General features: G+C 38.7%; 14 protein-coding genes. 9 read left to right on the top strand and 5 right to left on the bottom strand.

Translation table 11 applies throughout. From position 1 onward, the window contains the following. Nucleotides 1–283 precede the first annotated feature (283 nt). From L1275_RS14520 to L1275_RS14510, 3 genes are all read right to left on the bottom strand, one after another. Nucleotides 284–505 carry a hypothetical protein gene (locus tag L1275_RS14520; protein WP_253474923.1) on the bottom strand — a complete coding sequence of 74 codons (222 nt, stop codon included), beginning with the start codon at nucleotides 503–505 and terminating at the stop codon, nucleotides 284–286. Between the two features lie 134 nt (nucleotides 506–639). Further along, entirely contained in the window at nucleotides 640–1,203 is a 564-nt protein-coding gene (locus L1275_RS14515; RefSeq protein ID WP_253474919.1) for a 5-formyltetrahydrofolate cyclo-ligase, read from the bottom strand. After that, nucleotides 1,196–2,170, bottom strand: a complete 975-nt coding sequence (locus tag L1275_RS14510) for a succinylglutamate desuccinylase/aspartoacylase family protein (RefSeq protein WP_253474916.1) — start codon at nucleotides 2,168–2,170, stop codon at nucleotides 1,196–1,198. Before L1275_RS14510 ends, L1275_RS14515 begins: the two co-directional genes overlap by 8 nt. Before the next feature lie 128 nt (nucleotides 2,171–2,298). Between L1275_RS14510 and uvrC the strand changes: the two genes are divergently transcribed. The 9 genes from uvrC to L1275_RS14465 all read left to right on the top strand — a co-directional run bounded on the left by uvrC (nucleotide 2,299) and on the right by L1275_RS14465 (nucleotide 16,748). Further along, a complete protein-coding gene (gene uvrC, locus L1275_RS14505) occupies nucleotides 2,299–4,095 on the top strand; it encodes an excinuclease ABC subunit UvrC (protein WP_253474913.1) in 1,797 nt (598 codons plus the stop codon). A gap of 12 nt (nucleotides 4,096–4,107) precedes the next feature. Further along, entirely contained in the window at nucleotides 4,108–6,354 is a 2,247-nt protein-coding gene (locus L1275_RS14500) for a patatin-like phospholipase family protein (protein ID WP_253474910.1), read from the top strand. 216 nt (nucleotides 6,355–6,570) lie between these two features. Beyond that, nucleotides 6,571–7,737, top strand: coding sequence for a homogentisate 1,2-dioxygenase (locus L1275_RS14495; RefSeq protein WP_253474907.1), 1,167 nt, complete (start codon nucleotides 6,571–6,573; stop codon nucleotides 7,735–7,737). Nucleotides 7,738–7,770: 33 nt separating this feature from the next. Then, on the top strand, nucleotides 7,771–8,931 hold the full coding sequence (hppD, locus tag L1275_RS14490; protein WP_253474904.1) for a 4-hydroxyphenylpyruvate dioxygenase: 1,161 nt from the start codon (nucleotides 7,771–7,773) through the stop codon (nucleotides 8,929–8,931). A gap of 256 nt (nucleotides 8,932–9,187) precedes the next feature. Further along, a complete protein-coding gene (locus L1275_RS14485; RefSeq protein WP_253474901.1) occupies nucleotides 9,188–9,961 on the top strand; it encodes a DUF3108 domain-containing protein in 774 nt (257 codons plus the stop codon). A 9-nt stretch (nucleotides 9,962–9,970) separates the two neighbouring features. Continuing rightward, nucleotides 9,971–10,906, top strand: a complete 936-nt coding sequence (locus L1275_RS14480) for a tryptophan 2,3-dioxygenase family protein (RefSeq protein ID WP_253474898.1) — start codon at nucleotides 9,971–9,973, stop codon at nucleotides 10,904–10,906. Between the two features lie 21 nt (nucleotides 10,907–10,927). Beyond that, nucleotides 10,928–12,163 carry a peptidoglycan DD-metalloendopeptidase family protein gene (locus tag L1275_RS14475; RefSeq protein ID WP_253474895.1) on the top strand — a complete coding sequence of 412 codons (1,236 nt, stop codon included), beginning with the start codon at nucleotides 10,928–10,930 and terminating at the stop codon, nucleotides 12,161–12,163. Next, nucleotides 12,163–13,779, top strand: coding sequence for a glucose-6-phosphate isomerase (gene pgi, locus L1275_RS14470; protein WP_253474892.1), 1,617 nt, complete (start codon nucleotides 12,163–12,165; stop codon nucleotides 13,777–13,779). Before L1275_RS14475 ends, pgi begins: the two co-directional genes overlap by 1 nt. A gap of 110 nt (nucleotides 13,780–13,889) precedes the next feature. Further along, nucleotides 13,890–16,748, top strand: coding sequence for a TonB-dependent receptor domain-containing protein (locus L1275_RS14465; protein WP_253474889.1), 2,859 nt, complete (start codon nucleotides 13,890–13,892; stop codon nucleotides 16,746–16,748). Nucleotides 16,749–16,894: 146 nt separating this feature from the next. On the opposite strand, the gene L1275_RS14460 is transcribed toward L1275_RS14465, so the two are convergent. Both L1275_RS14460 and L1275_RS14455 read right to left on the bottom strand, forming a co-directional pair. Continuing rightward, nucleotides 16,895–17,116 (bottom strand): hypothetical protein, encoded by a 222-nt coding sequence (locus L1275_RS14460; protein ID WP_253474887.1) that lies wholly within the window; start codon nucleotides 17,114–17,116, stop codon nucleotides 16,895–16,897. Between the two features lie 49 nt (nucleotides 17,117–17,165). Then, the gene (locus L1275_RS14455; protein WP_253474885.1) at nucleotides 17,166–21,875 is read right to left on the bottom strand and encodes a hypothetical protein; all 4,710 of its coding nucleotides are present in this window, start codon (nucleotides 21,873–21,875) and stop codon (nucleotides 17,166–17,168) included. Between the last annotated feature and the right edge of the window lie 89 nt (nucleotides 21,876–21,964).

Raw genomic sequence — 21,964 nt, 5'->3', positions numbered from 1 at the left:
TTTAATGCTAAAGAATCTAGCAGCCTCAGTCCATTTGATAAATTGGAATGGGATACAATATCGTATTTTGGGATTTATTAAAAAGCGTTAAATGATTGTTTTATTGTAGATGTGTTAGTCTTTTGATGCACCTTGGAAACTTGTTACATCATCTTGAAAGGAAGCTTGTTTAAAGTTACAAGTTTTAAAGACTAAAAATACCAATAATAAAAAATGGCTGGAATCTCTTCCAACCACTTTCAGGGAAACTAGTTTATTGTTTTACTTGTTAAAAAGGCTGTTTTTAGTCTCTTCTATCGTGTTTTCTGTGTTTGTCGTGTTTTTTCGGTTTGTGGTGTTTGTTTTTATATTTGTTGTTGTGTTTAGGATGGGATTCCTGAACGATTACGACGGGTCTTCTCCCTCTGTGATGAGATGATTCGTGCACTACACAGCTACTGAATCCGATACTGGCCAAAACCACCACAATTAATAAACGCGAATTATTTAGAATAAAATTTTTCATAGCTAGCTGATATTTGTTGTTTTATCGGTCATCTGATATTTCCTTTACTGGATCGTTGTTTAAATTAAAACCTTTGCGATTGGGAGATCAGTGACCTTCTACAGGCTTCTATTCAATAGCTGTGCCAGAATTTATTAAAAAGCGTAAATCGTATGGGGAGTTATGCAGTAATCCAGTGGAATATCAGTATCAACAGTGTCATTTATAGACTCTTCGTTGTCAAACAGGCTAAGTCCAACTTTAACAGTTTCAGGTTTGCAGTTCAGGAGGAAGCGATCGTAGAATCCTTTCCCATATCCCACTCTGTGACCCAGATTATCAAAAGCCAATAGTGGAATAAACACCACGTCGATTTGCTGGTCTGAAATTTGGATACCGCCTACGGGTTCCGGTATGTTGTAGGCGTTTTTCTGGATGCGGGTATTATCGGTTAAAAGATAATGAGTCATGGTTCCGTCGGTAAAATCGGATTTCGAAATGACAATGTTTTTATCTTTTCCAGCTAAAATATGCAGTAGGTATTCGGTATTGATTTCTTTTTTTTCTTCAATGGTAAGGAAGATATGGTAATTGGTATAATTCCAAATCGGCATCTCTAAAGAACGATTGGCTAGTTGTAAACTGAGTTGATCAATCTCTGCGGTCGAAAGTGCGTTGCGCAACGCTTGATATTTTTGGCGCAATTCTTTTTTAGTCATGTTGTAATAGGGATGTGGATAGATGAAAAATCGCATCTCCTTGATAAACGATTGATGCGTCGTTGGTATTGATAATATATCCGGAATAGGGAGCTTTTACGGGTTGTTCGCCCTTTCCATAAGGGTCGGATATAACGGCTAACACACTGCCTTTATGAACATAGCTGCCGATGGCGGTTTGATTGTGAAACAAACCAGAGTTTTTGGCGCGTACCCAGTATGACTTGGCTATATAACAGATTTTTTCTTCAACTACGGCAACGTTAAAATTGGGGCGTAACATTCCGAGGTGATCGAGAAAGCGTATGGTGCCGGCAACCCCCATATCGGATACTGATCGGTTGATGTCCATAGATTTTCCGCCTTCAAAAAGCAGCATTTTCACATTTCTCTTGGCGCAGGCATTCCTGAAAGATCCTGTGATATAATTCGAATACAGTACAAAGGGAGCGTGAAAAATACCGGCTAATTCATCGAGTTCCTTACTTCCAGGCGCAATGCGAATCTGTGGTGCATTAAAACGACTGGCTCCTCCGGCGTGAAAATCTATTGCGTAATCGACTAAGGGCAAGATGTGTTTAACCAAATAATGCGCAAACTGACTGGCCAACGAACCGACTTTACTACCGGGGAATACTCGATTGAGATCCCGTCCATCTGGGAATTCACGCGTTTTATTAATAAAACCAAAGATGTTAATCACTGGAATACAGATGATGGTTCCCGTTTTTGGAATGTTGATTTTTTTGTGAATCAATTGACGCACGATATCGATTCCATTTAATTCATCACCATGTATGCCCGCCGATAAAAGTACCGTTGGGCCCTCTGTTTTGGAGCGGGAAACGATGATGGGAACTTTCAAGCGAGTTGCAGTGTGAAACTTAGCGATTTCTAAATTGATCGTTTTCGTTTCTCCTGGCGCTATTTTTTCATCTAAAATTTCAATTATTCTGGAGTTTCTCATAGAAGGCTATTAAAATATAAATGTACTAAAAAGCAAGTTCCCGACAATTATATTTAAACCCTTGATTTGAATTATCCACGATAAGGCGTTACTTTTGTTAGTGATAAAACGCGAAGACCAATATTCCCATGAAGTACGCATCCTCTTTAGAATTACAGATTAAGACACTGCCTGATGAACCTGGTGTATATCAGTATTTTGATAAGGACGATAAAATCTTATATGTCGGTAAGGCTAAGAATCTTCGTAAACGCGTAGCTTCCTACTTTAACAAAATTCACGATAACGGTAAGACCAATGTTCTAGTTAAAAAGATCGTTTCTATCAAACACATTGTTGTTCCGACGGAGACCGATGCTTTATTGTTGGAAAACAATTTGATCAAGCGATTACAGCCCAGATACAATGTATTGCTGAAAGACGATAAAACCTATCCGTGGATTTGCATCAAAAGAGAGGCTTTTCCAAGGGTGTTTTCGACTAGAAACATGGTTAAAGACGGTTCGGAATATTTCGGACCCTATACCAGCGGTAAAACGGTGCACACCTTGTTGGACTTGATTAAAGAATTGTATCCTTTGCGAAACTGCGCTTATGATTTGTCATTAACCAACATCAATGCTGGAAAGTACAAAGTTTGTTTGGAATATCATATTGGTAATTGTCACGGTCCGTGTGAGGGATATGAAACCGAGGTGGAATACACCAAAAAAATCGATGCGATTCGAGAGATCTTAAAAGGGAATTTCAAAGAGAGTTTAAAAGATTTTAGAAACCACATGATGCGATTGGCATCGGAAATGAAGTTTGAAGAGGCGCAGAAGATCAAAGAGAAAATGGAAACCCTGGAAAACTACCAGTCGCGTTCCACCATTATAAATCCCAAGATTTCCAATATTGATGTTTTTTCCATTACATCGGATGAGGCGATGGCTTATGTCAATTTTTTACAGGTTTCGCACGGGGCAATTATTCGCTCGCATACGATGGAGCTGAAGAAAAAGTTGGACGAAACCGATTTGGAATTGCTCGAATTGGCTATTGTGGAATTGCGTGAGCGGTTTCACCTAATGTCCAAAGAGATCATCGTACCGTTTGAGGTAGATTTGGGTAAAGATTTAGTAATTACTGTACCTAAGTTGGGTGATAAAAAGAAAATACTGGACTTGTCGGAACGCAATGCACGATTCTACCGACTCGATCAGATGAAGCAAGTGAAAATCGTTGATCCGGAGCGTCATGCTAATCGCATTATGCAGCAGATGAAAAAGGATTTGCGCTTGAGTGTAGAGCCTCGACACATCGAATGTTTTGACAACTCTAACATTCAGGGAACCAATCCGGTTGCTGCTTGCGTGGTGTTTAAAGATGGAAAGCCCAGTAAAAAAGATTACAGACATTTTAATATTAAAACCGTCGAGGGTCCCAACGACTTTGCTTCGATGGAAGAAGTGGTTTACAGGCGATATAAGCGGCTTATGGATGAAAATCAGCCGTTGCCACAGTTGATTATTATTGACGGCGGTAAAGGGCAGTTGTCGTCAGCCTTGAAGAGTTTGGATGAACTCGGTCTTCGTGGAAAAATCGCCATTATCGGTATCGCTAAACGATTGGAGGAATTGTTTTATCCAGGAGATAATATTCCACTTTATTTGGATAAAAAATCCGAAACCTTGAAAGTTATTCAGTATCTTCGAAACGAGGCGCATCGATTTGGAATTACCTTCCATCGAGACAAGAGAAGTAAGGGGGCAATACAGACCTCGTTAGACGATATTCCTGGGATTGGTGAAAAAACCACCGAGGTTTTAATCGGGCATTTTAAATCTGTAAAACGAATAAAAGAAGCAACGGAGAAAGAGTTAGAAGCGGTAGTGGGGGTTTCTAAGGCTAGAAAAATACTCCAATTTTATAATAAGGAATAAAAAACACTTACTATGAGGGCATCATTAATTTCAAAAGTCAATAGGTATTTAGATATGAAAAACTTTTTGGTTGTTTTGGTGTTCTTTTGCATGACAGCTGTAGTAGTGGCTCAAGAGCAAGAAGCTGAGCGCCCGAAAATAGGAGTAGTGCTAAGTGGTGGTGGTGCAAAGGGCTTGGCTCATATCGGTGTGCTTAAGGTGATTGAAGAAGCTGGGGTTAAAGTTGATTATATAGCCGGAACCAGTATGGGGGCGATTATTGGAGGGTTGTATGCGGCCGGTTATACCGCCACAGAATTGGATTCCATCTTCCAGAAAGTGGATTCTGACGCTTTGATACAAGATTATGTACCTCGAATTTCAAAGTCCTTTTACGAAAAGAAAAACGACGAGATTTATACGGTCAGTTTACCCTTTGAGAACTTTAAAATCGGTGTCCCAAAAGCCCTGTCTAAGGGGATGTATAACTACAATTTATTGAGCAGGTTGTTGGCGCATGTGCGACACGTTAGAGACTTCGATGAACTTCAGATTCCGTTTCTATGTGTAGCTACCAATGCCGAAACGGGCGAACCTGTAATTCTACGATCGGGCAATCTACCTCAAGCCATATTAGCCAGCGGTGCTTTTCCGTCTTTGTACTCGCCTGTGGAAATTGATGGCGTGATGTTGATTGATGGAGGCGTGGTTAATAACTATCCCTTACAGGAATTAAGGGATATGGGGGCAGATATTGTTATTGGGGTAGATGTTCAAGACGGTTTAAAAGATAGAAATACCATCACCGGAGCGACTGATTTGTTGTTGCAGATTTCCAATTTCTCAACCATCAGGCAGATGCAACGCAAGAAGAAAAAAACGGATATCTATATCAAACCCGATATTGCTGGATATAACGTTGTTTCTTTTGACGTCGGCAAGGACATTATCAAAAAAGGAGAAGAAGCAGCAGAATTATCTAAAGAAGAGCTGCTGAAAATTGGAGGCAATTTTGATGCCTTTCGCGATCATTATGTACCTAAATTTAATGATACACTTCACATTTCATCCATTGACACCAATCCTTTGGAAACCTATACGGCAAGTTATGTACAAGGAAAACTGGGCTTTAGATCCCATTCGAAAATCACCTACGAGCAACTTGGTAAGGGAGTGGATAACCTAAACGGTACCCAAAACTTTAGTGGTATTGCTTACCAATTTGTCCAAGATGGAGAAGAGGATATATTACAGGTTCGATTGGATGAAAATCCAGTCCGACGATACTTAAAATTGGGGCTTCACTACGATGGTTTGTACAAAAGTGCCGCCTTGGTCAATCTAACACAGAAAAAATTGTTGTTTAAAAACGACGTGGCATCTTTGGATGTAATTTTGGGTGATAATTTCAGATACAATTTTAATTACTATATCGACAACGGTTTTTATTGGAGCGTGGGTTTATCCTCGAAGCTAAAAAAGTTTTCGCGAACGGTTCCCTTTCCCGATTTGATTAGGGAAGGTATTGCTGTGGGTAGCATTAGTATGGATTATGAAGAATTGTCCAACCGCTTATATTTTCAAACCATCTTTGCACAGAAATTTTTAATCGGAATAGGGGCTCAGCACAGATACTTAAACGTTCAATCCAAGACCATCAGTTTGGATCGAGCGATATTTGATAAGAGCCATTATGTTGCGGGCCATGCTTACGTGACCTTTGACAGTTATGATAATAAATACTTCCCCACCAAGGGCTTTATCATGAAAGGCGATTACACCCAATATGTGTATTCGAGTGATTACAATGGTGATTTTGAACCCTTTTCGCAAATAAATGCAGAAATAGGTTTTGTCAAACGAATTTATAAGCGATTGTCTCTACAATTGCATTCCGAGGTCGGAATGACCTTCGGCTCTCAGCCTAAGGCCTCTTTTTTCAATTATTTCTTAGGAGGGTATGGCTTTGCGGAAACCACAAACGTGGTCCCTTTCTTTGGATATGATTACCTCAATTTATTTGATAATTCCTACATCAAAGGGAGTATACAGTTGGACTATGAAATCTTTAAGAAAAATCACGTCAATTTTACGGCCAATTATGCCAATATAGGCAACGGTCTCTTTGAAACGACAGACTGGATTTCAGCGCCCAAATATTCGGGTTATGCTATTGGATATGGTATGGAAACCCTACTAGGACCTATAGAGGTAAAACATTCTTGGTCTCCTGAGACCCGTACACATTATACTTGGTTTGGAGTGGGATTTTGGTTTTAATTGTTAAATATTAAAATACTACAGCCGTTTTGAAATAAATGCATTATTTTTAAGCTAGAAAATTGCAGATGTTATTTTTTTCTCGATATTTGTAAAGTAATGAAGACAACTTGGAACGGTTTATTGGCATTAATTAAATATCTGATCAAGAGAAATCCTGAATGAGATTGCAACTTTGTAGATAAGAATAACTAGCATTAATCAAACAAAGTAATTATGCCCTTATATCATCAATTAGGAAAAATTCCGCCGAAAAGACATACTATTTTTAGAAAACCAAATGGAGATTTGTATTACGAACAACTCTTCGGAACTATTGGTTTTGATGGAATGTCGACAAATATGTATCACGAACATCGTCCGACTCAAGTAAAAGAGATTAAAGGACAATATAGTGTTGCACCAAAGATTGCGCGAGCAAACAACATTCAATCTTATCGTCTACGTGGATTTCAAGTAAAACCGGAGCAGGACTTTTTAGAAAGTCGTAAAGCAGTTTTGACCAATAGCGATTGTACGATTGTATTGGCAGCACCTCAGGCTTCTACTTCAGAATATTTTTATAAAAATACCGATTCGGATGAATTGATCTTCGTTCATAGAGGAACGGGTACTCTGAGAACTATGTTGGGGAACCTGACTTTCAAATATGGCGATTATCTATTGATTCCGCGAGGAGTAATTTATAAGATAGATTTTGATACGGAAGACAACAGGTTGTTTATTGTAGAGTCTAGAAGGCCCATATATACCCCTAAGAGATACCGTAACTGGTTTGGACAATTACTAGAGCATTCGCCATTTTGCGAGAGAGACATTCGTCGCCCGGATCATTTGGAAACTCATGACGAAAAAGGGGATTTTTTGATTAAGGTCAGAAAACAAGATGAGATCTTCGATATGGTGTATGCGACACATCCTTTTGATGTAGTTGGTTATGATGGTTATAATTATCCGTATGCTTTTTCCATTCACGATTTCGAACCGATTACAGGACGTATACATCAACCGCCACCGGTTCATCAAACCTTTGAGACCGATGCGTTTGTAATCTGCTCCTTTGTACCGCGTTTGTACGATTACCATCCTGACTCTATACCAGCACCTTACAATCACAGTAATATTGACAGTGATGAGGTATTGTATTATGTAGATGGGGATTTTATGAGTAGAAACGATATCGAAGCCGGACACATTTCCCTTCACCCAGCGGGTATTCCTCACGGACCGCACCCGGGTGCTGTAGAGCGTAGTATTGGAAAAACAAGCACTGAAGAATTGGCGGTTATGGTAGATACCTTTAAACCGTTGATGCTGACAGAAGAAGCAATGCAAATTGCGGATGAATCCTATTATCAGTCGTGGCTTGATGGTCACAAATAAAAAAACAACTAACACTCAAAACAAGAATTTAAAATGAAAAAAGAAGTAAAGTCAGTAGAATTCGGCTTAGAAAAAATATTTGAAGGTGCGCAGGATTTTCTTCCTCTATTTGGAACGGATTATGTGGAGTTTTATGTAGGAAACGCCAAACAAGCGGCTCACTTTTATAAAACGGCTTTCGGTTTTCAATCGTTAGCATACTCAGGATTGGAAACAGGAGTAAGAGATCGTGCTTCTTATGTCTTGGTTCAAGACAAAATAAGAATCGTATTGACTACGCCTTTAACTGCGGATTCACCTTTAAACGATCATATCGTGAAACACGGTGACGGTATTAAAATCGTTGCTCTTTGGGTAGAAGATGCTAGAAAATCTTATGAGGAAACAGTAAGCCGTGGAGCTAAATCCTATATGGAACCAACTGTGGAAACCGATGAATTTGGTGAAGTAGTTCGTGCGGGTATCTATACTTACGGAGAAACCGTTCATATGTTTGTGGAGCGTAAAAACTATACGGGAACATTTTTACCGGGATACGTGGAGTGGAAATCGGACTACAATCCAGAACCAGTAGGTTTAAAATACATTGACCACATGGTGGGTAATGTGGGATGGAATGAAATGGACACTTGGGTGAAATGGTACGAAGATGTTATGGGCTTTGTTAACTTCCTGTCTTTTGATGACAAGCAAATTCACACAGAGTATTCTGCATTGATGAGTAAAGTAATGTCAAACGGAAACGGTAGAATTAAATTCCCAATTAACGAGCCTGCAGAAGGGGCAAAACGTTCACAAATTGAAGAATACTTGGATTTTTACGGAGGTCCTGGTATCCAGCATATCGCTGTGGCTACGGATGATATCATCACTACAGTGACGCAATTGAGAGCAAGAGGAGTGGAGTTCTTATCGGCACCACCTCATTCTTACTATGAAGCGATTCCAGCTCGTTTGGGTGAGCACATGGAAATGATGCATGAAGATATGGATGAATTGGAAAAATTAGCCATCATGATTGATGCTGATGAAGAAGGATATTTATTGCAAATCTTTACAAAACCGGTAGAAGACCGTCCAACACTTTTCTTTGAAATTATTCAAAGAATGGGTGCTAGAGGTTTCGGTGCTGGAAATTTTAAAGCCTTGTTCGAATCGATTGAGAGAGAACAAGAGAAGCGAGGAACGCTTTAGTATTCAGTTAATTAATCATAAAAAAACCGCCAAAAACGCTTTTAAAGTTAAAAAAGAGTTAATTGACATCGATGGTCTGCTATAAATAAAAAAAAGATATACATTTGCACTCGCAAAAATAAGGTCGTCATAAGCCTTGTTGGAGTGTAATAAATTTTTCATAATTTATAGTTTTTTGGTTGGTTAATAGCATAAAAACTCAGTCATTTATTTGGCTGGGTTTTTTTGTTTCTTATTTTTGATAAAAAATTCAACTATGAAAAATTACACACCATTGCTTTTTCTTTTACTGCTATTTCCTAGCAGTCTATTCGCTCAGCAGAATAAAGCTTTTGCTGCAGGAGAATTTTTTAAATTCAAAATCACTTATGGTATTGTAAATGCAGGTGTTGCCACTATGGAGCTTAAGGAGGTTCAATATGATGGCAAAAAGTTGCTACATGCCAAAGGGTATGGTTATACTACTGGTGTGACCAAGTTCTTTTTTAAAGTGGAAGATGATTATCAAAGCTACTTCAATAAAAACACCAACGAACCGTATCGATTTATTAGAAAAATCAATGAAGGCGGTTATACCAAAAATCAAGAGGGCTTCTTTAATCACGATAAGAATACCGTTTTGGTAAAAGATTACAAAAATAAAGAGGAAAACACCTATCCGATTACCGAAAATGTTCAAGACATTGTATCTTCGTTTTATTATTTGAGAAATCATCCAAAAATCAATTCTCTGAAGCAAGGGGAGTTTTTGGAAATTGATATGTTCTTCGATGGAGAGGTCTTTAAATTTAAGTTAAAGTACCAAGGGAAGGAGAATATTAAAACAAAATTTGGTACTATTGAGGCCATGAAATTTACGCCCTATGTTCAAGCAGGTAGGGTATTTAAAGCAAAAGAAAGTTTAACGGTTTGGGTTTCAGCAGACGAGAATAAAGTTCCCTTGCGTATCAAAGCAAGTTTGGCAGTTGGGTCACTAGTTGCTGATTTGGAGGAATATCGCGGATTGAAAAATGAACTAAAAATAAAATAAAAGTAAAGAATGGATATCGATTCAAGTCTTCAGCCACAGATAGCAGCTTTAGAAGAAAAGTTTGCGCAAATTGGGCAAAAAACACAAACCCATTTAGAAGGTCTACGTTGGGCAAAACCAATTACTTATTGGGATTATATTCAAACAGATGCCTTGCTCAGTTTACAAACACAGCGCAGTATACTTCCCGATGAGATGGTGTTTATTATGTATCATCAAGTCAATGAATTGCTGTTTAAAATGATTCTTTGGGAGATGAACCAGCTGACAGATGTGGAAACGGTAGCCACCGATCTGTTTACAGACAAACTGATGAGAATCAGTCGGTATTTTGATATGTTAACAACTTCTTTTACCATCATGAAAGATGGTATGGATGTTGAACAGTATATGAAGTTCAGAAACACGCTTACCCCGGCTAGTGGTTTTCAAAGCGCTCAATACCGATTGATAGAATTCGCATCGACGGACTTGATCAATTTGATCGACATCCGTTTTCGGGCTACTATTGATCGAAACACGCCTTACGAACACGCTTTCGAGCACATGTATTGGCAAGCAGCGGGTAAAGATCATAAAACAGGGGAGAAATCGTATCTGATTCAAGAGTTTGAAAGAAAGTATAAAGAAGAATTTATACAATCGATGAAAAAGTACAATACAACAAACATCTGGCAGAAGTTTTGCCAATTGCCAATAGAAGATCAAAAAAATCCTGAACTGATTGCGGCTATGCGTCATTACGATAAAACCGTCAACATTACTTGGGTTATGGGACATTTTTATACCGCTAAAAAATATATAGAAAGCGTTCCAGGAAAGCAAGAGGCTACAGGGGGTAGTGATTGGAAAAAGTATATGCTTCCACAATACCAACGCCGAATATTTTTTCCGGAATTGTGGAGTGAAGAAGAATTGAAGAACTGGGGATTGGAAGTGAATTAGAAATAGAATAAAACACATATATTGAAGTATTTAGCCTATTTATTGACCCTGTTGGTTGCTTTTTCTTGTAATAAAAAAGCAGAAGAAACCGAGGTTAAAGAACATACAAAAGAGGAGGTTGAGGAAATTGTTTCAGAGGCCTATGGATTTAGTCTGAAAGACCTTGAAATTGTTGAAGACACCATTAGGAGTGGTGATAATTTGGGAAAGATTCTTTCGCAGAACCACCTTTCCGCGACTGAAATACATCGGATAATTGAAAACGTAAAAGATTCGATCAACGTTAAGAATATCCGTATAGGTCAACCGTATGCCTTATTGAAAAGCAAAACCAATCCACAAAAACTCGAAGCTCTAGTATATCATCCCGATATCATGGGGTATCATGTAATTGATTTAAGAGATAGCGTTAGAGCCTATAAGAAAATATATCCCGTAACCATTAAAAGACGCACCATCGCTGCAACGATTGACGGATCACTCTCTGTTAGTTTGCAGAAAGAAGGTGTAGATCAATCTCTAGCAACAAAATTATCACAGGTTTTCGCATGGTCCATCGATTTCTTTAAGTTACAAAAAGAGGACAAATTTGCAGTTACTATAGAGGAGAAGTTTATCAATGATACCACCTATGTCGGTATTGAAAAAATTGAAGCGGCTTATTTTGAATACCGCGGACGTAAATTATATGCATTTCCTTATAGAAAGCCTAATACCAAAGGGGTGGAGTATTTTGATGAAGAAGGGAAGCCAATGAAAAGTATGTTTTTAAAAGCCCCCTTAAAGTTTTTTCACATTACTTCGCGTTTCACCAATAACCGCTTTCATCCCGTTCAAAAGAGATGGAAGTCACATAATGGAACCGACTATGCGGCGCCTACGGGAACCCCGATTATGACTACAGCATCGGGCACAGTTGAACGTACGGGTTACACCGCAGGAAATGGAAATTATGTTAAGGTCAGACACAACGGGACTTATTCTACTCAATATTTACATATGTCAAAAATATTGGTGCGCAACGGCCAAGCTGTTCAACAAGGCGATGTTATTGGTAAGGTTGGGAGCACAGGTCTAGCTACAGGACCACACGTTTGCTACCGCTTTTGGAAAAATGGGGTGCAGGTAGATCCTTTAAATCAAAGATTACCCAATTCGGTTCCTATGGAAAAAAGAGAATTACCGGCCTATTTTGAATATATGAAACCTTTGAAAAAGGAATTAGACGACAAATTTTTAGAAAAATTTAATCAATAATGTTTAAAAACATAAATCCTTCAGGGACTGTAGCATGGCATAATCTTCGAAAGCATTTCGAAGAAATGGAATATGTGAAAATGCAAGATTTATTTGAATCTCAAGTAGATCGTGTAGATAAAATGCATGTATCTTGGAATGATTTTCTTTTCGATTTTTCGAAGAATAAAATAACGGATAAAACCGTCGAATTGTTGCTTGATTTGGCTCGAGAAATGGAGCTTTCAACGGCAATCGAAAGTATGTTTAAAGGGGATAAAATTAATGTTACCGAAGGCAGAGCTGTATTACATACAGCTCTGCGAGATTTTTCGGGACAACCAATCCTTGTTGATGGAATCAATGTTGTAGACGAAATAAGTAGGGTACGAGAATGTTTAAAGAATTTTAGTGATGCTTTTACCGATGGAACTTATAAAGGAAGTACGGGCAAAGCTTTTACCGATGTGATTAATATCGGTATCGGGGGCTCTGATCTGGGACCTCGTATGGTTGTTAATGCTTTAGAGAGTTACCGCAATGACATTGGCGTGCATTTTATCTCAAATGTAGATGATGATCATATAGTATCTTTATTGAGTAAATTGGATCCCGAGACTACTTTGGTCATTGTGGTATCCAAAACATTTACAACGCAAGAAACCATTCTAAATGCTCAAACCGTAAAGCGTTGGTTAGTTGAAGGAATAAACAGCGTAAATTGTGCTGCGCATTTTGTAGCGGTAAGTTCTAATATTGAACAAGCAGAGGGATTTGGAATTGCAAAGGAAAACATTTTTCCCATGTGGGATTATGTTGGTGGACGATTTTCGCTGTGGAGTGCAGTAGGTTTATCGATCAGCTTGGCGGTGGGCTATGATCATTTTGAAAGACTTTTGAAGGGGGCGAACCAAATGGATCAACATCTTAGAACAGCGCCTTTAGAAGAGAATATTCCAGTCATCATGGCTATGCTGAGCATTTGGTATAATAATTTCTATGGATACCAAACGGAAGCATTAGTACCTTATTGCCAGTTTCTAGAGAAATTTCCAGCTCATTTACAACAAATGATTATGGAGAGTAACGGTAAAAACCGAAACAGAGAGGGGTATCCAGTCAATTATCAAACCGGTACCATTATCTGGGGCGAGGTGGGTGTCAATGCACAACATGCCTTCTTTCAGTTGTTTCACCAAGGTACGAAAATTATACCGGTAGATTTTATCGGATTTGTTAAACCGTATTCTACTCAGAGGGAAAATCACGATGTATTGATGTCTAACTTTTTTGGCCAGACCGAAGCTTTACTCAATGGAAAGGTAGGAGCTAAATATCAAACGGCATCATCGGATGATCGACTACAGCCTTATAAAGAATTTGGCGGTAATAAACCGACCAACACTTTTCTGATTGAACAATTAACTCCCGAAAATCTTGGAAGTTTAATCGCGATGTATGAACATAAGGTCTTTGTGCAAGGTTTTATCTGGAATATTTTTAGTTTTGATCAATTTGGAGTGGAATATGGAAAAAAACTTGCCTGTAGTATACAATCTGAACTAGAACGCGGTGAAATCAACAACCACGATGGCTCAACGCAGTTTTTGCTGGAGTATTACTTATCCAAAAGATAAGAGAATCTTCCAAAAAGTGCAAATTGTCTTAAAAATTAAACTTCCCTTAACATGGATTGATTCTGTTTTTGTAATTTTGCAGTGAAAAATAAACTTATCACTTAATCAAAATGAAAAAATTGAAGAACTGGATGTTAATGGTTGTATTTATTTTTACTTCCATATCCGCACTTTCACAAAATCAAATTACAGGGAGTGTAATTGATGGAGCTCTTAATGAAGCATTACCCGGAGCGAGTATTGTTCTAAAAGGTTCCACCAACGGTACCTCCTCAGATGTTGACGGTAAATTCACACTAAGTACTGCTGCAGAGTCAGGGCATTTGGTGATTAGTTTTGTCGGATACACTACAAGAACGATTCCTTTTTCCTTTACTGCAGGAAAAACACTAAACTTAGGTAAGGTGGCTTTAGCAGAAGATGGAAATGTATTGGGAGACATTGTTATCATGGGTGTAGCCGATGTAGCAAAAGATCGTAAAACACCGGTTGCGGTTTCTACCATTAAAGCTGCTGAAATCCAAGAAAAATTAGGATCTCAAGAATTTCCAGAGATCTTAAACACTACCCCATCTGTTTTCGCTACTAAAGGTGGTGGTGGATATGGAGATTCAAAGATTAATATCCGTGGATTTGATCAAAAAAACATTGCAGTGATGATTAATGGTATGCCTATCAACGATATGGAGGGTGGTAGTGTATATTGGTCAAACTGGTCTGGATTGGCAGATGTTACTTCTGCTATGCAAGTACAAAGAGGATTGGGATCATCCAAATTAGCGATTTCTTCTGTTGGAGGTACGATAAACGTTTTAACAAGAACTGCGGATGCCAAAGAAGGTGCTGTAATTTCTACGGGTGTAGGTAACAACGACTATTTTAAAGCTTCGGCTTCTTATTCTACTGGATTATTAGATAATGGACTTTCAGCCTCCGTATTATTGTCTCAAACTATGGGAGATGGGTATGTGGATGGAACCAAATTTGAAGGGACTAATTATTATTTAGGTTTAGGATATAGAACCAAAGATGCACGTCATAACTTTCAGTTCACTTTTACTGGAGCTACACAATGGCATGATCAAAGATCGACCAACAGTAGTATCAACGACTATTTACAATACGGTTCAGATGGAGAGCCAAATCGCAGATATAATGCAGATTCAGGTTATTTAAACGGAAAAGAGTTTTCTTGGAAGAGAAACTATTACCACAAACCAGTTGCCTCTTTAAACTGGGATTTTAAGATTAACGACATCATGAAGTTGAGTTCTGTATTTTATGGATCTTGGGGTCGCGGGGGAGGAACAGGAGCCATTGGACAAATCAACAAAGTTAGTGGAGAACGTTCGGCTACTTTTAGAGATGCAAATGGAAATGTTCGTTTTGACGATATCGTAGCATGGAATCAAGGGAGTCATATAGCTGATTTTGGAGCTGATAAAGTTATCAATAATGGTGAAAACCTGAATTCATCTTCGAATGGACTTTCTAGAAGATCCAATATTAATTCACACGATTGGTATGGTGCCGTGATTAATTTGAATACCAAAATTTCCAATACCTTAACATGGGATATTGGACTTGATGCAAGAACCTATAAAGGATACCACTATCAAGTCTTAACAGACTTATTAGGTGCTGATGGTTATGAAGATAAAAGCAATAAAAATTATCCAGGAAGTACTTACGTTTACCAAACGTATAATGCTAAACCAAGCTTCAACCCATTCGAAAGTATGAGTGGTAGAGAAAAAATCGGTTTTGATAACGACGGTGAGGTAAACTGGATTGGTGGATTTACTCAATTAGAGTACTCTAAAGACAATTTAACCGCTTTTATTCAAGGTGCTGTTTCTAATCAATCTTTTAGAAGATTGGATTACTTTAGTTATAATCAAGCGAACCCAAAACCAAATGAGCCAAACTATATCACCGACTGGAAAGATATCGTTGGTGGAAATGTTAAGGGGGGAGTTAACTACAACATCAATGAATACCACAATGTATTCGCTAATGCAGGGTATTACTCGAGACAACCTTATATGAACGGTGGCGTTTATTTAAACAACAAAAATGATGTCAATCCAGATTTAAAAAATGAAAAAATCATTGGGATTGAAGCTGGATACGGATTGAGAACAAATAAATTCAATGCCAATGTGAACTTATATAGAACAACTTGGAAAGATAGAATTTTAAGAACTAAAGCTACGTTTACAGATCTTATTGATAATAAGAAAACAATTTTCGGATTTGCTAATATGTACGGTGTTGAACAAGTACATATGGGTGCAGAGGTTGATTTTGTTTATTATGCTACAGATTGGGCTACCATTACCGGTTCATTCTCTTACGGAGACTGGAAATACAAAGGTAATGTAACGGCAACTTATTTGGATGAACAAGACAATCAAGCGATTGTAGATATAGATGGTAATCCTTTACAAAACACCTTGTATTTAGACGGAGTTAGAGTAGGTGAAGCCCCACAAACATCAATGAATATCGGAGCTGTTATTAAAGTGACTGGTGGTTTAAAAGTGGATGGTAACTTTAGATACAACGACCGTTACTATGCAAACATCAACCCAGAGAATTTTACAAAACCAGACCATAAAGGATCGTTAAGATTACCAGCTTTCGGATTGTTAGATGCTGGGGTTTCTTATAGAATGGATGTAGGTAAAGCAAAACAAAATGCCTTTACTATGCGTTTAAACGTAAACAATGTTTTGGATAGAGTATATGTTTCGGAATCAAGAACAAACAATATCGCTTTGACAGAAGCAGAGTTTAAAGGTCTTGTAGATTCTAAAACCAAATTACCAACAGGTCAAAATAAAACTTATAATGAAGATTATCAAAGCTATTTAGCTAATGGTTTTTATAAAGGCTTAGATAAAACGAATGAAGTATACTTCGGAGTTGGAAGAACTTGGAACTTTACGATGCGTTTCGAATTCTAATTCGACATTAGAATATATTAAAAAGGAGTTGTCTATGGCAACTCCTTTTTTTTTGAGCGAAACTCAATTTGTGATCAACGCGTATCGCTAATTACTAGCCATAATGAAATCTAAAGAGGTGCTGTTAACAATAGTACCTCTTTTTATTAATACTCTGATCTATATGGTTTTTTCTTTTTACGAGAATTCTTGAAAAACCAATAGACTGCAATCACTACAGCTAATACAACAAAGTGTGGAATATAATCATCAATCGGTACCGGTGGTGTATCTGGTTCACCAGTGGGATAGCCGGGTTGGGCAAAAACATTGAAAGTTGTAGCGGTAACAAAAAGTAGTAGGACTATTTTTTTTGGGTAGTTTTTCATAGGGTTGTATTTTAAAAACCCGCGGTAGCAAAGTACAACGGGTGTGGATTTAGTTTTTAATTTTTTTGTATAAGGTTTGATTCTCCATTGTTTGGAGTTTGATAATCAAAATTTGTTGATTATTGATGAGTGGTAATACATAATTTTTAGCATTGATTTTTGGAGATTTAAACAATCGTTTTCCCAACATATCATAAACTTCAACATATTGTATGTCAAAACCAATACTCTCAATTTGTAAGAGGTCACCTTTTTTATAAGCCAGCCAATCGTTAATATCTACATCTTTTGGTTTCTCAGTGGCCAGTTTCTGCGAATTGTAAACAATCTCAAAACGTTGATTATATAAACCACTTTCACTGGTAAACAGGTAGTCTCCCTGGATCAGATCATGTTCTATATTCAATAATTTATCAATTAAGATGATAGGCTGATCTTGTTCGAATAAGCCGTCGCTTTTATTGATTTTTATCGTGAAATTCCCCGTTTCTACAGCCTTAAATCCAAGTGTTACTTTGTCGGTAGAGACAAAAGGTAAACCCTTACCTTGAATGATATAGCCGGTTTGATCATGGTCAATTAAAGAATATAAAGTAGTTCCGTCATGACCCAATAACTTAGCGTCTTTTCCATCGTCAAAACCGCTGGTAGCGCCTTGTAAATAGCCGACCAATATCTGGTTGTATAATAGTTTGGTTTTAGTATCTACAAGGTCGATCCAATACCTGTGACGCTCTATGATATTGGGTTTCATCATAGCTCCACCGGTGTTTACACGCATGCTATTGTTGAATTCTATAGCAGAAGTTGGTGTTTCAATTATAAAGCCTTGTCCCTTTTGTACCACTCCTGTAGGAACTATTCCATTGCCTGAACTCGTTGCACCAGTGCTGTTATAGCTGGCATAATTATTACCCGCATACGCTCCGTTGATATATTCGTAAGAGTTGGTATAGAAATATACCGTTGCACTATAATTTGTCACGATATCAGATAGATCTAAAGCAGACGGATAGGGGTTTCCTACAGAGGTAAACTGTGAACCATAAGTATTCACCACTAATGCGCCGTTATTTAAAACCCCTCGAAACTTCCCTTCGTATACTGCTGAATTTGGCAATTGGGAATGGTACGTATTGGGTGCTCTAAAGAAATATCCATAACCAATTTCCATAACTGATTGGTTAGATAATAGCGTACTGTTTATCGGAGACTGATTCACGGTTTGTAAATTCCCTTTATAAGTAAATATACGGGAGCTTACGGTTTCTGGTGAAAAGTCAAATACATTTTGACTGGAAACTGAAGACGACCAGATGGTGTAATCCAACCATTTCATCGGTGAACTTCGACTGATTACGGTTGCCATACCCGAATTGGTGTTGTCTTGTATTTGCAAGAGATTGGCTTGATCTTCTATGATTAAATCGGCGCCTACTTCAATAGCTACTTCGTGATTAACGGTCAGGGTATTTCCTGACTTTATAACAACTTTGGCGTTGTTCTCCACAGAAATGGAGCATGCTTTTATGTTTGTATCAATAATAAAGTCGGCTTGAAAGATAGCACGAGTATCCAAAGAATTCGGGCTTCCGTTACTCCATGAAGTTCCATTCCACAACGTGATAACGGTCTCTGAAATAATGACTATGTCCTGAGTTGCAGTACAACCTTTCGCATCCGTGACCTGCACGGTATAAGTTCCCAAAGTGAGGTCGATTGCTTGGTTTAGCACAGCGTTAGGAGTAGTCCAAATATATGTATATGGAGCGCTACCACCAGTGGTTTCTATGGTTGCCGTTCCATAAGGATTACCACTACAACTGATATTGGTTTGTGTGCTAGTGATAACCAAAGGTTCTGGTTGTGCAATAGTAAAGGATTCGGTGGTTGTACATCCTTTTGCGTCGGTAATTGTAACGGCATATTGTCCTGCTTGAAGTCCTGTAGCAGTTGATTCAGATCCACCAATTGGCGCCCAAGAGTACGTATAGCCGGAAGCTCCCCCACTTACAACGACTGTGGCTGATCCTGTAAATGATCCATAACAAATAACATCTGTCTGAGATGTAACGACTTCCATTTTTGGATATTGAAGAATGTTAAATTCTTTAGTTATACTACAGCCTTTTGCATCTGTAATAACAAGCTGGTGATCGCCCATGCTCAATCCAGTTACTCCTTGCGTTGTTGCGCCGTTTGACCATTTGAAGCTGTATGGAGCAGTTCCACCTGTGGGTGTTGCAGAAGCAGAAGCAGTTGCGCTGCCAAAACAGGCTACATTTTGTTGGGATGTATTTGCATTTAAAGCTGTGGGTTCTGTTATCTCATAGGAATGATTGATCACACAACCTTTCGAATCCGTTACGGTAACCGTGTAGGTTCCTGCAGTTAATCCAGTAGCGGTTTGTGTCGTACCTCCTTTAGGTGACCAAGAGTAAGCATACGGGGCTGTTCCTCCACTAGCAGTTGCAGTGACTGTTCCGTTTGAAGCACCGTTACAAGTGACATTGCTTTGACTGTCTACGATCGTGATGGCTGAAGGTTTAATGATGTCGAAAATCTTGGTATTGATACATCCATTTGCATCTGTAATCACTACACTGTATGTAGCTGCAGTTAGATTGCTAATGCTGTCGCTCGTTTCCTTGTTGTTCCACAAATACGAATAAGGTGCCGTTCCTCCAGTTGTGCTTAGGGCAATTTTAGCTGTATTACCGCCTGAGCAGGAAAGTTCTGTGATTTCCGAATCAACGATTAAAGTAGGAATGCTTAGTAGTGCTGTTTGAGTAATTGTAGGTGCGGAACTTGCCGATAGAAATACGCGATATTTATAACCGTTCATAGCTATAGTAACGCCATTAATTGTCAGTGTAGCACTATTGGTTCCAACATAGCTGCTATTGTCTATTAGATCGTAATATCCTAGGCCTTCGTCGAGTTGCCATTGATAGTTTGTTACTCCTGTCGCTAGAACGCTTAACGAGGCATTGTTACCCGGGCAAGCCGTTATGTCTTGAGGTTGCTGTTGAATGAGGATACCCGATTGGACTGTTAACGCAGCGCTATCAGAATAACTGTCTTTACCGTTGTTGATTACTACTCGATACAAATAGCCGTTCATCGAAGCGTTTGCATGGTTAAGATTTAGTATTGAGGTCGTAGCTCCAGTATAAACACTTCCATCAGTAATTGGGTTAAAGGTTTTTCCTTCATCAGTACTGATTTGCCATTGATATGTCGGAGTGATTGCCGTAGTGATTACGCTAAACTCGGTAGATTGAGTAGCTAAAACGTTTTGATCAGTGGGTTGTTGAGTGATGGTTGGAGCTGCTGCAAGGAATTTCATCACAGTCATTTTTCCACCATAGGCTTGATCTGTATAAGCTACAAATGGGTTGGAATGGAGATCAAGCGCAATACGTGGATAATTTACCGCAGCTTGAGAGAAACTAGCTTCTCCCACAAGTACCCATTCATTTCCGTTCCATTTCATTACACTGGCTTGATTGGTGTTGTTTTTACCACTGTCAATAAAGGTCACATAAGGATCACCTAAGCGATCTATGATAAAAGTTAACATGGTGGAGGCGTTTTCCGAAAAATGTGGAGTTCCTACTGATTGCCAGCTAATTCCATCAAATTTCATGACATTTGCCTTGTTGCCATATTTTCCAACTCGAAACGCGACATAAGGTGTTCCAGTAGGGTCTAAGGCCAAATTCGCATCATTGATTCTTTCGGGATAGAATGCGGGACTACCCACTACGGTCCAGCTGTTGTTTATAAAGGTCATTACGGTGATATTCGGGTTTAAAAAATCCTTGGAATCCACATAACCTACATAAGGAACTCCCGATCCGTTAAAAGCCAAATTAAGGGAAGTGCATCCGCCATTTGAAAAACCGGAAGTTCCGAAAATCTGCCAAGTTGTTCCGTCAAATTTCATCACAGAGGCTTTGTTACCTACAGATCCATCGGAAAAGGCTAAGTATGGATGTTCCGTTTGATGGAAGGCCAAGGACAAATGATAAGCCTTGCCGGCAGAAAAACCAGCAGATCCGACATTTACCCATTGACTACCATCAAATTTCATGACTGTTGCCTTGCCCAAGTTTACATCATCCATAAAAGCGACGTATGGGACACCTAAAGGGGAGATTGCTATTTTGACATGATTGGCCATTCCTGCAGAGAAACCGGATAATCCTACTTTCTCCCAACTAGAACCATTCCATTTCATTACAGAAATTTTTCCCATTAAGCCATCCATGTAGGCGACGTAGGACGTGCCGTTTGGTGCAAATACGATATTTGCGTAACTCGCAGTGGGTTGCTCTGAAAAGCCCGCACTACCCTGTAAATCCCACTGCGCAGAGCTATTGGATGGAAATACATTTAGTATGGCTTGACGGGAAGTTAACGATTGCCCATTAACGACTGTAGTTAGCTGATAGAAATTCCCATTCATGGCAAGACTCGCTTTACCGATGTTAAGCGTTGTTGTTTTACTACCGCTATAGGTGTTGTCATCAGTAATTGATTTGTAAGTTAAACCGCCATCGCGACTAACTTGCCATTGGTATGCCGAGACAGTGCCGTTCACGACAACGTGGAATGATGCTGCTTGGCCATCATTTTTTGTCAACGTTGTGGGATGAGTCGTAATGCTCTGTGCCCAGGTTGAAAAAGTTATAAAGCACAGTAGTACTAGTGCGATAGGAACTTTGAATGGTGTTAATAAATAGTTTTTTTTCATAAGCCTGAATGCGGATTAAATAGTCGTTAGTAATTCACTACAAAACTGATTGATAAAAAAATAATATCATACAAGGGGAAACCCTATAT

It is taken from the genome of Flavobacterium sp. HSC-61S13, from assembly GCF_024171535.1.
Lineage (GTDB): Bacteria > Bacteroidota > Bacteroidia > Flavobacteriales > Flavobacteriaceae > Flavobacterium.
Note: the sequence above shows the minus strand (reverse complement) of the source record. Positions and strands in the feature narration are given on the sequence as shown.

Excerpts from the sequence above, each read along its gene's own strand:
- uvrC (WP_253474913.1), top strand. The coding sequence starts at position 2,299 with ATGAAGTACGCATCCTCTTTAGAATTACAGATTAAGACACTGCCTGAT.
- L1275_RS14480 (WP_253474898.1), top strand. The coding sequence starts at position 9,971 with ATGGATATCGATTCAAGTCTTCAGCCACAGATAGCAGCTTTAGAAGAA.
- L1275_RS14455 (WP_253474885.1), bottom strand. The coding sequence starts at position 21,875 with ATGAAAAAAAACTATTTATTAACACCATTCAAAGTTCCTATCGCACTA.
- L1275_RS14520 (WP_253474923.1), bottom strand. The coding sequence starts at position 505 with ATGAAAAATTTTATTCTAAATAATTCGCGTTTATTAATTGTGGTGGTT.
- hppD (WP_253474904.1), top strand. The coding sequence starts at position 7,771 with ATGAAAAAAGAAGTAAAGTCAGTAGAATTCGGCTTAGAAAAAATATTT.
- L1275_RS14510 (WP_253474916.1), bottom strand. The coding sequence starts at position 2,170 with ATGAGAAACTCCAGAATAATTGAAATTTTAGATGAAAAAATAGCGCCA.
- L1275_RS14495 (WP_253474907.1), top strand. The coding sequence starts at position 6,571 with ATGCCCTTATATCATCAATTAGGAAAAATTCCGCCGAAAAGACATACT.
- pgi (WP_253474892.1), top strand. The coding sequence starts at position 12,163 with ATGTTTAAAAACATAAATCCTTCAGGGACTGTAGCATGGCATAATCTT.
- L1275_RS14485 (WP_253474901.1), top strand. The coding sequence starts at position 9,188 with ATGAAAAATTACACACCATTGCTTTTTCTTTTACTGCTATTTCCTAGC.
- L1275_RS14500 (WP_253474910.1), top strand. The coding sequence starts at position 4,108 with ATGAGGGCATCATTAATTTCAAAAGTCAATAGGTATTTAGATATGAAA.
- L1275_RS14460 (WP_253474887.1), bottom strand. The coding sequence starts at position 17,116 with ATGAAAAACTACCCAAAAAAAATAGTCCTACTACTTTTTGTTACCGCT.
- L1275_RS14515 (WP_253474919.1), bottom strand. The coding sequence starts at position 1,203 with ATGACTAAAAAAGAATTGCGCCAAAAATATCAAGCGTTGCGCAACGCA.
- L1275_RS14465 (WP_253474889.1), top strand. The coding sequence starts at position 13,890 with ATGAAAAAATTGAAGAACTGGATGTTAATGGTTGTATTTATTTTTACT.